The organism is Variovorax sp. Soil_C_26 (assembly GCF_057657075.1).
This window is the reverse complement of sequence record NZ_JBDGJC010000001.1, coordinates 147,404-160,210: the sequence shown is the minus strand read 5'-3', so window position 1 is coordinate 160,210 and position 12,807 is coordinate 147,404. Positions and strand designations below refer to the sequence as shown.

Sequence of the window (12,807 nt, the reverse complement as noted above, 5' to 3'; positions counted from 1 at the left end):
TCAAACTCCCAGGTGCTGGCGTGGGTTGAACGTTGCCGAGGCCTGCGCGAGCTGCTCGTAGGCGCGGCGCACGGCCGGTTCGCCGGCCGGCGGCAGCGCGATGTCGAGCAGCAGGTACAGGTCGCCGGGCTGCTTGCCGCCGAGCCCGCGGCCCTTGAGCCGCAGCTTCAGGCCGCCGCGCGCGTTGGGCGGCACCGTCACCTCGACCGCGCCCCCGGCGGGCACCGGCACCTTCACCTGCGCGCCGAGCGCCGCCTCGGTGGGCGTGACGGGCAGCGTCATGTAGATGTCGCGCTCCTCGACGCGGTAGAGCGGATGCGGCGCAATGCGCACTTCGAGGTACAGGTCGCCCGCCGGCTCGCCGCCGTGCCCTGGCATGCCCTGGCCCGCGAGCCGGATGAACTGCCCGGGACGCATGCCGGGCGGGATCTTCACGCTCAGCGTGCGCGTGTCGAACACGGGGCGGCCCGCGGCGTCGAGCTTCTGCGACCGCAGCGTGATCTCGCGCTCGGCACCCTGGATCGCGTCCTCGAGCGCGATCTCGATCGCTGCATGGTGGTCTTCGCCTCGTGCCCGGTGGTTGCGCCGGGCCGCGCCGCGGCGTTCGGCCTCGCCGAACAGCGACGAGAAGAACTCGCTGAATTCTGCGTGGTCGGCCGGTCCGGCGTTCGGGCCGCGGTGGAACTCGAAGCCGGTGTCCCAGTCCGGCGGCGGCTGGAAGCCAGGCCCGGCCTGTCCGCCGCGCGCCACACGGTCGGCCAGTGCGTCGTAGGCCGCGCGCTTTTCCTTGTCGCGCAGCACGTCGTTGGCCTCGTTGATGTCGCGCATGCGCTGCTCGGCGTCGGCTTCCTTGCTGACGTCGGGGTGGTACTTGCGCGCGAGCTTGCGGTAGGCCTTGCGCACCTCTTCGTCGGAAGCGGTGCGCTCGATGCCCAGGGCGCTGTAGTAGTCCTTGAATTCCATGGTTGTGGTGGGTTGCCCGACGGTGCACAGCCCGGCGCGTCAGGCCAGGGCCGAATCCCCGTCGGCCTGCCGCAACAGCGGCGTTATCGTCCATGTAGGGCCGCTCTTCGAAAAACGCAATGGCTGCGCGTTGCCGAGCAGGCCCAGGTCCATCGGCACCCCGAGCAGCGCCGCGAGCGCATAGAGCGAACCGCCGTGCGCCACCACCAGCACCGGCGCCGGCTGCGCCAGCGCGGCATCGAGCGCGAGCCGCTTGCGCGCCACGAACTGCGCCAGGGTTTCGCCGCCCGCGGGTTCGCAGGCCCAGTCGATGTCGACCGACGAGGTGCCGATCAGCGCGCCGAAGTTCCGCTCGCGCAGCCCCTCCTGGAGGGTGGGCTCGATCCGCAGCACCGCCGCCACGGCATGCGCCGTGTCGTGCGCGCGCCGCGCATCGCTGCAGACGATGGTGCGGATCGGTTCGCCCGCGAGCAACTGCGCGGCGCGCGCCGCCTGTTGCAGGCCGAGTTCGCTGAGCGGCTCGTCCACCGCCTGGAAGATGCGCTGCGCATTGCGGCCGGTCTGGCCGTGGCGCAGGAAGTAGAAATGGTCGCAGGCCGGCGCGAGCGGCTGTTCGGCCGCGATGCGGGCCAGCTGCTCGAGGCCGGGCGACGTGGCGTGGGTGGTGGAAGGGGGCGAAGAAGAGGCGTGGGTCTGCATGAAAGGATTCTGGCTCAGCCAAATGACAGGCCCTTGGGCCGCGCCTGCAGGCGTGCGACGTAGGCGTCGATCTTCGGCCGGTTCGAACGGCTGCCGAAGGCGCGCTGCCAGATGAACATCGAGCCGATCATCACGTCGGCGGCGGTGAACTGCGCACCGAACAGGTAGGGGCCGTTGCCCAGCTCGCGCTCCACCACGTCCTTGGCTTGCTCGAAATCGGTCCAGCCGCGCGCAGCGTGATGTTGCAGGCCGAGCAGGCTATCCCCCATCGCGGGCTCGAGCTGTGCGGTCGAGTAGGCCATCAGCGACAGGTAGCGGCCGCGCTCGGGCGAGCCCACGGGCGGTGCGAGCCGGGCGTGCGGAAACTTCTCGGCCACGTACATGCAGATCGCCGCGTTTTCGAAGAGGCGCGTGCGGCCATCGACGAGCGCCGGCAGCTTGCCCGCCGGGTTGATCTTCAGGTAGTCGGGTTTCTTGTGCGCGCCGTCACGGATGAGCGTGGGCACGATCTCGTAAGCGGCGCCGGCCTCGTCGAGCATCCATTTGGCGATCTGTGCGCGGCTTTGCGGATCGAAATACAGCTTCATGGTCACAAGGCGTCTCCGATGGAAGTCAGAACTTGGGAATCCTCAGGGTCTTGCTGATCATCAAGGTGCCCGAGAGCGCGAACAGCAGCGTGAGCGGATGCAGTTGCCACGGCCCCAGCACCCAGGCGCCGCCCCAGACTGCATCGCCGATGCGGCCCTGCCAGGCCGCCAGCGCGAGCACGCCGACCAGCACCACGCTGGTGGGAATGGGCGTGCCCTCGAAGTACTTGACCTTGTCCGCGCCTTCGGAGAGCGCCTCGGCCGTGACGTTGTAGCGCGCGAGGCGACTCACGCCGCAGCCGACGAAGTAGATCAGCAGCAGGCAGTCCCAGACGCCGTCCAGGCCCGCGGCAAAAGCGAGCGCAGCGGGGGCCACGCCGAAGGAGATCACGTCGGCCAGCGAGTCGAGTTCGCGACCGAGCGCCGAATGGGTCTGCCGCCAGCGCGCGATGCGGCCGTCGAACACGTCGAAAACAAAGGCCGCCGGGGCCAGCGCGGCGGCCCAGTAGAACTGCGTGAGCGACTGGCTCGCCATGAAGGCCATCGCGAGGAAGACTGCACCCACGCCGCAGGCTGCGTTGCCGAGCGTGAAGACATCGGCCAGGTGGAAGCCGCGGATCATCGAGAAATGCCTGCGGACCGGTGCAGCGGGGGGAGGGGTCATGGGGAGCTCCGGAGTCGGCGAATGGCACGAACCTTAACGCAAGCCGCGTGGTCCGCCTGTAGTCGCGCGCCGACGCGTCCGGCCCGGCGTTACAGCCGATACACCCGGGACGCGGCCGCGCCGCCGGGCGCTGGAGCCGGCGCGGCTGCGCTCCTACGATGCCCTTCGTTCCATCCACTCGTCTGAAACCCAAGCACATGACTTCTTCGATTTTCTTCACTCAGCGTCGCACATTCCTGCTCGCCGCCTCCGCGCTGCCGCTTGCGAGCGCCTGCACCGCCGGGCTCGCGAAGCGCCCGGGCGCGCGCGCGGCCGAAGCCGAGGCCGCGCTCGCGGCGCTCGAGGCATCGGTGGGCGCGCGGCTCGGCGTGGCCGCATTCGACACCGGCACCGGCGCCCGCGTGAGCCACCGCGCCACCGAACGCTTCCCGATGTGCAGCACCTTCAAGACGGTGCTGGCCGCGGCCATCCTTGCACGCAGTACGCGCGAGCCGGCGCTGCTGGCGCGCCATGTGCGCTACGCCCGCAGCGACCTGCAGCCCCATTCGCCGATCACCGGCAAGCATCTGGACCAGGGCATGAGCGTGGCCGCGCTCTGCGCCGCGACCGTCCAGTACAGCGACAACGCCGCGGCCAACCTGCTGATGACGATCCTCGGCGGGCCCTCCGCGGTGACCGCCTATGCGCGATCCATCGGCGACACCACCTTCAGGCTCGACCGCTGGGAGGTCGAGCTCAACACGGCGATTCCGGGCGACCCGCGCGACACGACCACGCCCGAGGCCATGGCCGCGAGCGTCGAGCGGCTGGTGCTGGGCGATGCGCTCGGCGCCGCCGAGCGCCGCCAGCTGCAGGAATGGCTGCTCGGCAACACCACCAGCGCCACGCGCATGCGTGCTGGCGTGCCGGCGGACTGGAAGGTGGGCGACAAGACCGGTGGCGGCGATTACGGCACCAACAACGACGTCGGCGTGCTGTGGCCGCCGGCCGGTGCGCCGCTGGTGGTGGCGATCTATCTCACCTTCCCGGCCAAGGACGCGCCGGTGCGCAACGACGTCGTCGCCTCGGCGGTGCGCATCGCGGTGAACGCGCTGCGCGGCTGAGGCTCGCTAGTCTTCACTTGTCCATTCGACCTGCACGCCCAAGCTGCGCAGGTTCTCCGCAAAGCGCGGATGGGCGCGGCGGATCGGCGTGGCGTTGCGGATCTCGGAGCGGCCCTCGATGCTGGCCGCCACCATCAGGAGCGCGATCGCCACGCGGATGATGTAGGGGCTCTCGACCACGGCCGGCGTGAGCGGGCTGCCGCCGAAGGTGATGAGCCGGTGCGGGTCGGACGAGAACACGTGCGCGCCGAACTTCGAGAGCTCGCCGGTCCAGCCCAGCGCGCCGTCGTACACCTTGTTCCAGAACATCGCGTTGCCCTGCGCGCGCACGCCCAGCGCGATGAAGATCGGCAGCAGGTCGACCGGAAAGTAGGGCCAGGGCGCGGCCTCCACCTTGGTAAGCACGTTGCTCGTGAAGGGCGTCTGCACCTTGAGCGGCCCGTTGGTGCTGGCGCGCGACCAGCCGTCCTCGTGCGTGACGGTGACGCCGAACTTGGCGAAGGTGCGGTCGATCAGCGGAAAGTTGGCCGGCGCGCTGTTGCGCACCACCACGTCGCCGCCCGTGATCGCGCCGAGCGCGAGGAAGGTGGTGATCTCGTGGAAGTCCTCGTCGAAGCGGAACTCGCCGCCGCCGAGCGCCACGCCGCCGTGCACCGTGAGCCGCGAAGTGCCGATGCCGTCGATGCGCACGCCCAGCATCGTCATGAAGCGGCAGAACTCCTGCACGTGCGGCTCGGACGCGGCATTGGTGAGGGTGGAGACCCCGTCGGCCGCGGCCGCGCAGAGCACGAAGTTCTCGGTGGTCGTCACCGAGGCGTAGTCGAGCCAGTGCGCCACGGGCCTGAGCCGCTCGCCGTTGCTGCGCACGAGCAGCGAGCCGCTCGCACGTTCCACCTCGCCGCCGAAGTGGCGGAACACCTCGACGTGCGGATCGATCTCGCGCACGCCCAGTGTGCAGCCCTTGACGTTGTCTTCGAGGCGCGCCACGCCGAAGCGCGCGAGCAGCGGCGGCACCAGCATGATCGACGAGCGCATCTCCTCGGGCAGCCGGTCGCGCGCAGGGTCGAACGTCGTGTCGCGGTGGTGCAGTTCGAGCGTGCCCGTGGCGTGGTCCATCTGCGCGTCGCTGCCGAGGCTGCGGAAGATGTCGAGGATCTTGCGCACGTCGGTGATGTCGGGCACGCCATAGAGGCGCAGCGGCTCGCGCGTGAGCAGCGTGGCGCAGAGCACCGGCAGCACGGCGTTCTTGTTGGCGGAAGGCGTGATGCGGCCCCGAAGCGGCGTGCCGCCGTGCACGATGAGGTTGGACATGGGAAGAGGAAAGGAGAGAGGGAAAGCTCAGGCCGCTTCGAGCTGCTGCGCGGCTTCGCGCGGGCTCAGCCCGCGCACCGAGGCCAGGCCTTCTAGCTGGGCCTTGCGCGGACGTGCCTTGCCCTGTTCCCACTTGTAGATGGTCTGCCCCGTCACCCCCACCAGCTTGCCGTAGGCGGCGGCCGAGAGCCCGAGCTTCTCGCGATGCGAGGCCAGGCGGCTGGCACTGAAGCGCCGCGGCGGGGCGGAATCGGCTTCGTCGTCGGCCGGGGCCGCGGCGCGCGCGCTTCCCTTGGCGGTGCGGCGCAGTTCCTTCTCGAGCTGGTCGACCTGCCGGCGCAGTGCGGCGATCGAGGCACGGTGCAGGGTGGACGCTTTTCTGAGCGCCTCGACCTCGGTGCGCACTTCCTTGCGGGCGACGCGGGTGATCTCGGCTTTCAGGATGGAGGCAATATTTGGCATGGTGCGCATTTTGCACATCCGCGAAGGCACTCTGACCGCACGCCGTGCGGTAACGGTCGCTTACAGCTTCTCAGAGCACGAACCAGCCGACCGCGACGAAGTGGCTCGCGGTGCCGCCGAGCACGAACAGGTGCCAGGCGCCATGGGCATGCCGGAAGCCGCGGCGATTGCGATAGAACACCGTGCCCACGGTGTAGAGCACGCCGCCCGCCAGCAGCCATGCCAGGCCGCCGCCGTCGAGCCGTGCGGCCAGCGGCGCTGCCGCGAGCACGCCGAGCCACCCCATGCCGAGGTAGAGCGACAGCGGCGGCTTCGAGGACGTGTCGCCGGCCTGCCGGAGTTCGCGCGCAATGCCGAACACCGCCGCGCCCCATGCGGCGGCGAGCAGCAGCCAGCCCCAGGGGCCCCGCAGCGTGACGAGCGCGAACGGCGTGTAGGTGCCCGCGATCAGCAGGTAGATGGCGCAGTGGTCGGCACGCTCCCAGAACCGCTTCAGCTTCCCGCGCGTGCTGTGGAACAGCGTCGAGGCCGCGTACAGCGCCACCGCCGAGAGCGAAAACACCAGCGCGCCCGCAATGCGCGCGGCATCGCCGGTGGGCAGTGTCTTGGCCAGCAGCAGCGCCGTGGCCGGCAGCGCGAGCAGCAGGCCCAGCAGATGGCTGTAGCCGTTGAGCCTTTCGCCGGGGTACATCGCGACAGCGCAGTCCTGGTGAGGTCGGGTGGAGGAGGGGCCTGCCGATGCTAGGCAGGCCGCGTGACCGCACGGTGACTGTGCCGCGGCGGTGCTGCGGTGCGGCCGCGCTCAGGCCTCGAACGCGCCGTGCAGCGCCTGCGCGATCTCCGCCACCAGCGCGTCGCGCTGCGGCGCCGGGCGCCAGAAGGCGCGTGTCGCCACGCCCTTGGTCTCCCATTCGGGATGGCTGCGCGCGGGCCGCGCCGCGCGCACCGCCGCGGCGGTGGCGCGCGTGGCCGTGCCGTCTTCGGTGCCGGGTGCTGCGGCCGCGATGCGGTCGGTGGCCGCATGGCCACGCTGCTCGAGCGCGTGCGTGAGCTTCAGTTGCCAGGCCACCACCGCGAACAGCACACCGTCCTCGACCGTGAGCTCGTGCAGGTCGCGCAGCCGGTTCGCCAGCTTGCGGCCGAGCGGCCCCCAGCCCTGCGACACCGCGCCGCCGATGGCGCCGCCCATCGCGGCGCCCGCGCCGAGCGAGATGCCGGCCACCGCGAGGTCGGCCACCACGCCCACCGCCGCACCGATCACGGCGCCCTTGCCGAGCCGCAGGCCGGCCTCCTTCATGGCTTCGGGGCTGAAGAAGTCGAGCGACCAGCGGCCTTCCACCAGCGGCAGCGGCGCCTCGCTCGCATCGTCCTGCCGAAAGCCGAACAGCGCGAGCAGGTCGTCGGTGCAGTGCTGTGCCTTGTCGAATACCTCTTTCTGCAGGGCCGCGACGATCGTCTTGCGCCGTTGCAGGTCGGCGAACTCGTGCGCCGGCACCGTGCGGCGCAGCGCGGCCGCGTCGACCAGCCACTGCGCGATGCGCGTGCAGGCCGCATCACGGCGCTCGGCGGCCTCGGCCGCGAGCGAATCGACCACGGCGCGCAGCAGCTCGCGCCGGTCGCGCAGCAGCGTGGCAAGGTCGTTGTAGAGCTCGCGTTCGGCGCCCACGAAGGGCGCCGCGGCATCGAAGCGCACCTGCACGTGCAGGCCATAGGCCGAGAGCAGCTCCTTCCAGGCCGCCTCGCGGCTCGCCGCATCCCGCACGAAGTTCAGCACCGGCAGCACCGGCCGCGCACAGGCGTTGAGCAGCTCGATCTCGTCGCGGAACTTGGGCAGCACCGCCTCGCGCACGTCGATCACCAGGAACGCGGCATCGATGTCGAGCATGGTGCGCAGCACCTTGGCCTCTTGTTCGAACACGCCGTGCGCTTCGGGGCCCTGCAGGAACTGGCGGATGCGTTCGGGCGGCGTGGCCTTGGTGTCGTAGCCCGCGAGGTGCTCGCGCAGCGCCACCGCGTCCTCGAGGCCCGGCGTGTCCAGGAAGCGCACCGCGGGCCGGCCGTTCACCTCGAGATCGACCGACTCGACATGGCGCGTGGTGCCGGGCCGCTGCGACACCTCGCCAAAGCCGGCGCGCCGCGTCAGCGTGCGCAGCAGCGAGGTCTTGCCGGCATTGGTGTGGCCGACCACGGCAATGCGGATGGGTGGGGCTTCGTTCGTCATGTCGTCGCGGCCAGCGCCTGCAGTGCGTCATCGAGGCGCGGCGTGGCCGCGACCCGCGGTGCGAGGCCGGTCTCGGCGAGCCAGTCGGTCCAGCGCTCGACGGGCCCCGCGCCGGCCAGCCAGAGCCGGCACTCGCCGCAATGGGCCAACAGTTCGCGCACGAAGCGCTCGGTGCCGCGGTCGGGGCTCGAGGCGGCATGGCACACCAGCAGCACGGCGCGCGGATGCGCCTGCGCGAGCAGGTCGAGCACTTCGCGGCGCGCGGGCGCGCTGCCGTCGATGCGCCGCACCTCGGCGGCGGCCGGCAGGCCTTCGGGCGACCATGCCATGTCGGGCGGCAGTTCGAAGCCGAGCACGAAGAGCGCGTCGTCATGCCATTCGGAAGGCGCGAGGCCCGCGGGCACCGCACCGCGCGCATGCCCCGGGTCGGCATCGACGATCGTGGGCGGCACCAGCGCCGCCAGGCGGTCCGCCAGCCTGCGGTAGTAGGGCGTGTGCCAATCCGGCTGCAATGCGCTGCGGCGGCGCCGCCACACCAGGGCGCTCAGCAGTACCAATGCGACGCGCGGCAGCAGTCCGTAGACCACGATGCAGCCGGTGAGCCATAGCGCCCAACTGCGCTGGCCCGAGGCGCCGGCCACGGGAGAGAGAACGGTCGCGGCTTCGGGCACCGGAAAGCCGATCTGCGCCGGCGCCCAGCCCAGCAGCTGTACGGCGCGCACGAAGAACGCAGGGTCGAGGATGGTGGTTTCCCAGCTCAGCGTGTAGCTGCGGAACGCCAGCGCGAACAGCAGCGCGGCAAGCACCACGGCGAACGAGAGCGCCCAGATGCCATGGCTGACCAGCCCGAAGGCCCAGGGCAGCAGCCGGGCGCGCGCGAGCAGGTCGGTGGCCGAGCGCACCAGCAGCGGCGCCTGGCCGCGGCGCCCGCCCGCGACGCGCGCAGTGAGCGACAGCCAGAGCGACCCGAGCGATGCGCCATTGAAGACGCCCGCCGGCAGCCACAGCCCCACGAGCCAGAGCAGCAGCGTGAGCGCATGCAGCCCCAACAGGCTGGCGAGCGCGACGATGACGTTGATGTGCCGCTCACCGCTGCCGACCACGTTGCCGGCCAGCCCGAGCCCGGCGATGACGATGAGCGCCACGAGCCCGAGCAGCACCCAGGGTGCCCACTGGCGCGCGCGCGTCAGTTCGGCCGAGAGCCCGATGCGTTCGCCAAGCGAAAGCGCTCGGGCAGTGATCTGCGCGTGGCGGTCGGTGTTGGGGGAAGAAAGGGCGATGCGCATGGCTTGCGCATCGTCGAGCGGACCTTGCTGTTCGGTCCAGCGGATCGCTTCGGTGACGACCGCATCGGTAAAAACTGGTTCGCGCAATGCGGTGTTGGTCAACAGGGTCCCTTCGCTCTTTGGCCCTGCAAATTATGCCAACGCCCGGTAGCGACATGACTCGAGGCCGCCGCCTCGCGCTGAAGGAGGCACCACCGGCGGCCCGCAAGCCGGGTCCGCGGTGTGCCGATGACCGGTCAGCGCAGGCCGAAGAACGAAAGCACAGCGACCACGACCACGACCAGACCGACGATATAGATGATGGAATTCACGCGAGGACTCCTCTTTGTTGACGACAGCGCCAGCATCGCGCCCAGGGTGGCGCGGGGCTGTCGGCAAGAGACGGCCTGTGCTGTAGGACTCGCCAAGGGCCGGGCGAGCGCCAGTGCCGCGGCGCGCCGCCTCAGGCGCGCCGCTTGCGCGGCGCGGGTGCGGGCAGCGCCCGCTCCAGCAGCCACAGCATGGCCGAGCGCACCTCGGCCGCATCGGCACCGCCATCGATCTCGAGTGCGGCGCGGTCGAAGGCGGCCGACAGCAGGCGCGCGAGCGCATCGAGCGGCACCTCTGCCTTGCCGGTCTGCAGCTGCGCCAGCCCTTCGCGCAGCGAGGCCGCCGACGTCGCATCGTCGATCGCCGTGATCTCCTCGCGGCCCAGCACCGCGGGGCCGTCGATCAGCAGCAGCCGGGTGCGGCCCGGCGCGGTCATCGCGTCGAGGTAGGCCTTGCTGCCTTCGAGCAGCGCATCGCGCGGGGCGAGCGGCGCCGGCGCGGCGGCTTCGATGCAGGCGGCCACGGCTTCGGCCTCGCGTACCAGCACCTGGCGGAACAGGTCGCGCTTGTCGGCGAAGTGGTGGTAAAGCGCGCCGCGCGTGATGCCGGCGGCCTCTGCGATCTCGGGCGTGGAGGTGTCGCCGTAGCCCTTGCTGACGAAGAGGGCGCGCGCGGCGTCGATCAACGCCAGTCGGGTGGTTTCGGTGCGTTCGCGGTTGGTGCGGGGTGTGGCCATGACGTTCCAGGTCATTTACATACAGACTGTCTGTAGATAAGATTCAACTTACATGCAGTTTGTATGTTAATTGAAAGGAACCAGCCATGAAAGTGACGAGCTACTACCCGGTGATCATGACCCGCGATGTCGCGCAGACCGCGGCCTTCTATCAGGCGCATTTCGGCTTCGTGCCGCTGTTCACGAGCGACTGGTACGTGCACCTGCAGCTGGAGGGCGGGCCTGCGGTCAACCTCGCGGTGCTCGACGGCCGCCACGAGACGATCCCCGAAGCGGCGCGCGGGCAGGTGGTGGGCGGGCTGCTGCTCAATTTCGAGGTCGACGACCCCGATGCGGCGCACGACCGGCTTGCCGCGGCCGGGCTGCCGATCCTGCTGCCGCTGCGCGACGAGGCCTTCGGACAGCGCCACTTCATCACGCGCGACCCGAACGGCGTGCTGATCGACATCATCAAGCCGATTCCGCCGAGCGCGGAATTCGCGGCCCAGTACGAGGCGGGCGCGCTGCCGGGCTGAGAAGCCGTGAACTGAAGCCCGCTCAGGCGCGCAGCGCCTCCTCGGCCTCGCCCTCGTCGAGGTCCTCGCCGAGGAAACCGCCGCTCTGGTGCGCCCACAGGCGCGCATAGAGCCCGCCCTTGGCCATCAGCGTGCGGTGGTCGCCTTCTTCCACCACGCGGCCTTCGTCGAGCACCACGAGCCGGTCCATGGCCGCGATGGTCGAGAGCCGGTGCGCGATCGCGATCACGGTCTTGCCCTCCATCAGCCGGTAGAGGCTCTGCTGGATGGCGGCCTCGACCTCGGAGTCGAGCGCGCTCGTGGCCTCGTCGAGCAAAAGGATCGGCGCGTCCTTCAGCATCACGCGCGCAATGGCCACGCGCTGGCGCTGGCCGCCCGAGAGCTTCACGCCGCGCTCGCCGACGTGCGCGTCGTAGCCGTGGCGGCCGTGTGCATCGCCGAGCGTCTGGATGAAATCGTGCGCCTCGGCGCGGCGCGCGGCGGCCTCGATCTCTTCGCGTGTGGCGTCGGGGCGGCCGTAGGCGATGTTGTCGGCCACCGAGCGGTGCAGCAGCGAGGTGTCCTGCGTGACCATGCCGATGTGGGTGCGCAGCGAATCCTGCGTCACCTGAGCGATGTCCTGCCCGTCGATCAGGATGCGGCCGCTTTCGAGGTCATGGAAGCGCAGCAGCAGGTTCACCAGCGTCGACTTGCCCGCGCCCGAGCGGCCGACCAGGCCGATCTTCTCGCCGGGGCGCACCACCAGGTTCAAGTCGTCGATCACGCGGCGGCCGGCGTCGGCATAGCGGAAGCTCGCATGCGCGAAGCGCACTTCGCCGCGCGGTACCTCGAGCACGCCGGCGCCCGGCGCGTCGAGCACGGTGCGCGCGCGCGACAGCGTCTTCATGCCGTCCTGCACCGTGCCGATGTTCTCGAACAGGCTGGTCATCTCCCACATGATCCAGTGCGACATGCCCTGCAGGCGCAGCGCCATCGCGGTGGCCGCCGCCACGGCGCCGACGCCGACCGTGCCCTGCGACCAGAGCCACAGCGCCATGCCCGCCATGCCGGCGGTGAGGCCCATGCTGAGCGCGTGGTTGACGATCTCGAACGCGCTCACGAGCCGCATCTGGCCGTAGCCGGTGTGCATGAAGTCGCGCATGGCGTCGCGCGCAAAGCCGGCCTCGCGCTGCGTGTGCGAGAACAGCTTGACGGTCGCGATGTTGGTGTAGGCATCGGTGATGCGGCCGGTCATGAGCGCGCGCGCATCGGCCTGCGCCTTGCCGATCTTGCCGAGTCGCGGCACGAAATACGCGAGCGAGGCCGCATACAGCACGAGCCAGACGACGAAGGGCAGCACCAGCTGCAGGTCGAGCACGCTCACCAGCACGACGATGGTCACGATGTACACACCCATTGCCACCACCACGTCGGCCAGCACGAACACCGTGTCGCGCACGGCAAGCGCGGTCTGCATCACCTTGGCGGTGATGCGGCCCGCGAATTCGTCCTGGTAGAAGGCCATGCTCTGGCCCAGCATCAGGCGGTGGAAGTTCCAGCGCAGCCGCATCGGCAGGTTGATCGCCAGCGTCTGGTGCTTCACGATGGTCTGCAGCGCCACCACGCCGATGCTGATCGCGAGCAGCGCACCGAGCCAGCCCAGCGTGTTCCCGCGGTCGTCCCAGAGCCGCGACGGCTCCTGGCCGCCGAGCCAGTCGACCACGCGCCCGAGAACCCCGAACAGCAGCGCCTCGAACCCCGACATGAGCGCCGTGAGCGCTGCCATCGCGGCGATCTTGAGGCGCACGCCCCGGGTGCAGGCCCAGAGAAAGGCGAAGAATCCGGTCGGCGGCAGAGCGGGTTCGGCGGCGGGGTAGGGATGAATCAGTTTTTCAAAGAAACGGAACAAGACGGGGGATCTCCAGCGGAATCGAGCCCCGGACTCTAGCCGGGACGGCTTTTCCCTGCCCCG

The 12,807-nt window shown here is 70.4% G+C and carries 13 protein-coding genes; 2 read left to right on the top strand and 11 right to left on the bottom strand.

Translation table 11 applies throughout. The features are described from left to right. Genes AC3A6G_RS00670 through AC3A6G_RS00655 form a run of 4 tightly spaced genes read right to left on the bottom strand, consistent with a single transcriptional unit; the run spans position 1 to position 2,913 of the window. A complete protein-coding gene (locus AC3A6G_RS00670) occupies positions 1 to 963 on the bottom strand; it encodes a DnaJ C-terminal domain-containing protein (protein WP_487861591.1) in 963 nt (320 codons plus the stop codon). Positions 964 to 1,002: 39 nt separating this feature from the next. Then, the gene (locus tag AC3A6G_RS00665) at positions 1,003 to 1,662 is read right to left on the bottom strand and encodes a histidine phosphatase family protein (protein ID WP_487861590.1); all 660 of its coding nucleotides are present in this window, start codon (positions 1,660 to 1,662) and stop codon (positions 1,003 to 1,005) included. Positions 1,663 to 1,676: 14 nt separating this feature from the next. Beyond that, entirely contained in the window at positions 1,677 to 2,249 is a 573-nt protein-coding gene (locus AC3A6G_RS00660; protein WP_487861660.1) for a glutathione S-transferase family protein, read from the bottom strand. Between the two features lie 25 nt (positions 2,250 to 2,274). Beyond that, a complete protein-coding gene (locus AC3A6G_RS00655; RefSeq protein ID WP_487861589.1) occupies positions 2,275 to 2,913 on the bottom strand; it encodes a CDP-alcohol phosphatidyltransferase family protein in 639 nt (212 codons plus the stop codon). 197 nt (positions 2,914 to 3,110) lie between these two features. Between AC3A6G_RS00655 and bla the strand changes: the two genes are divergently transcribed. Further along, positions 3,111 to 4,016 carry a class A beta-lactamase gene (bla, locus tag AC3A6G_RS00650; protein WP_487861588.1) on the top strand — a complete coding sequence of 302 codons (906 nt, stop codon included), beginning with the start codon at positions 3,111 to 3,113 and terminating at the stop codon, positions 4,014 to 4,016. A 6-nt stretch (positions 4,017 to 4,022) separates the two neighbouring features. Here the strand turns inward: bla and AC3A6G_RS00645 are convergent, their stop codons facing one another. The 6 genes from AC3A6G_RS00645 to AC3A6G_RS00620 form a co-directional block, all read right to left on the bottom strand. Further along, entirely contained in the window at positions 4,023 to 5,327 is a 1,305-nt protein-coding gene (locus AC3A6G_RS00645) for a UDP-N-acetylglucosamine 1-carboxyvinyltransferase (protein ID WP_487861587.1), read from the bottom strand. A gap of 27 nt (positions 5,328 to 5,354) precedes the next feature. Continuing rightward, complete coding sequence (locus AC3A6G_RS00640) at positions 5,355 to 5,789, bottom strand: helix-turn-helix domain-containing protein (protein ID WP_487861586.1); 435 nt, start codon at positions 5,787 to 5,789, stop codon at positions 5,355 to 5,357. Positions 5,790 to 5,859: 70 nt separating this feature from the next. After that, the gene (gene trhA, locus AC3A6G_RS00635) at positions 5,860 to 6,480 is read right to left on the bottom strand and encodes a PAQR family membrane homeostasis protein TrhA (RefSeq protein WP_487861585.1); all 621 of its coding nucleotides are present in this window, start codon (positions 6,478 to 6,480) and stop codon (positions 5,860 to 5,862) included. Between the two features lie 111 nt (positions 6,481 to 6,591). Continuing rightward, positions 6,592 to 8,010, bottom strand: a complete 1,419-nt coding sequence (locus tag AC3A6G_RS00630; RefSeq protein WP_487861584.1) for a GTPase/DUF3482 domain-containing protein — start codon at positions 8,008 to 8,010, stop codon at positions 6,592 to 6,594. Next, positions 8,007 to 9,398: a DUF2868 domain-containing protein gene (locus tag AC3A6G_RS00625; RefSeq protein ID WP_487861583.1), complete on the bottom strand. Its 1,392-nt coding sequence runs from the start codon at positions 9,396 to 9,398 to the stop codon at positions 8,007 to 8,009. Before AC3A6G_RS00625 ends, AC3A6G_RS00630 begins: the two co-directional genes overlap by 4 nt. A gap of 340 nt (positions 9,399 to 9,738) precedes the next feature. Beyond that, positions 9,739 to 10,341 (bottom strand): TetR/AcrR family transcriptional regulator, encoded by a 603-nt coding sequence (locus tag AC3A6G_RS00620; RefSeq protein ID WP_487865891.1) that lies wholly within the window; start codon positions 10,339 to 10,341, stop codon positions 9,739 to 9,741. Between the two features lie 86 nt (positions 10,342 to 10,427). Here AC3A6G_RS00620 and AC3A6G_RS00615 point away from each other — a divergent pair, with 86 nt between their 5' ends. Further along, a complete protein-coding gene (locus tag AC3A6G_RS00615) occupies positions 10,428 to 10,856 on the top strand; it encodes a VOC family protein (RefSeq protein ID WP_487861581.1) in 429 nt (142 codons plus the stop codon). Positions 10,857 to 10,878: 22 nt separating this feature from the next. Here the strand turns inward: AC3A6G_RS00615 and AC3A6G_RS00610 are convergent, their stop codons facing one another. Next, positions 10,879 to 12,744, bottom strand: coding sequence for an ABC transporter ATP-binding protein (locus tag AC3A6G_RS00610; RefSeq protein ID WP_487861580.1), 1,866 nt, complete (start codon positions 12,742 to 12,744; stop codon positions 10,879 to 10,881). Positions 12,745 to 12,807 lie beyond the last annotated feature (63 nt).

What these genes read in the sequence shown, in the direction of transcription:
- AC3A6G_RS00670 (WP_487861591.1), bottom strand. Translation starts at nt 963, where the DNA reads ATGGAATTCAAGGACTACTACAGCGCCCTGGGCATCGAGCGCACCGCT.
- AC3A6G_RS00665 (WP_487861590.1), bottom strand. Translation starts at nt 1,662, where the DNA reads ATGCAGACCCACGCCTCTTCTTCGCCCCCTTCCACCACCCACGCCACG.
- AC3A6G_RS00660 (WP_487861660.1), bottom strand. Translation starts at nt 2,249, where the DNA reads ATGAAGCTGTATTTCGATCCGCAAAGCCGCGCACAGATCGCCAAATGG.
- AC3A6G_RS00655 (WP_487861589.1), bottom strand. Translation starts at nt 2,913, where the DNA reads ATGACCCCTCCCCCCGCTGCACCGGTCCGCAGGCATTTCTCGATGATC.
- bla (WP_487861588.1), top strand. Translation starts at nt 3,111, where the DNA reads ATGACTTCTTCGATTTTCTTCACTCAGCGTCGCACATTCCTGCTCGCC.
- AC3A6G_RS00645 (WP_487861587.1), bottom strand. Translation starts at nt 5,327, where the DNA reads ATGTCCAACCTCATCGTGCACGGCGGCACGCCGCTTCGGGGCCGCATC.
- AC3A6G_RS00640 (WP_487861586.1), bottom strand. Translation starts at nt 5,789, where the DNA reads ATGCCAAATATTGCCTCCATCCTGAAAGCCGAGATCACCCGCGTCGCC.
- trhA (WP_487861585.1), bottom strand. Translation starts at nt 6,480, where the DNA reads ATGTACCCCGGCGAAAGGCTCAACGGCTACAGCCATCTGCTGGGCCTG.
- AC3A6G_RS00630 (WP_487861584.1), bottom strand. Translation starts at nt 8,010, where the DNA reads ATGACGAACGAAGCCCCACCCATCCGCATTGCCGTGGTCGGCCACACC.
- AC3A6G_RS00620 (WP_487865891.1), bottom strand. Translation starts at nt 10,341, where the DNA reads ATGGCCACACCCCGCACCAACCGCGAACGCACCGAAACCACCCGACTG.
- AC3A6G_RS00615 (WP_487861581.1), top strand. Translation starts at nt 10,428, where the DNA reads ATGAAAGTGACGAGCTACTACCCGGTGATCATGACCCGCGATGTCGCG.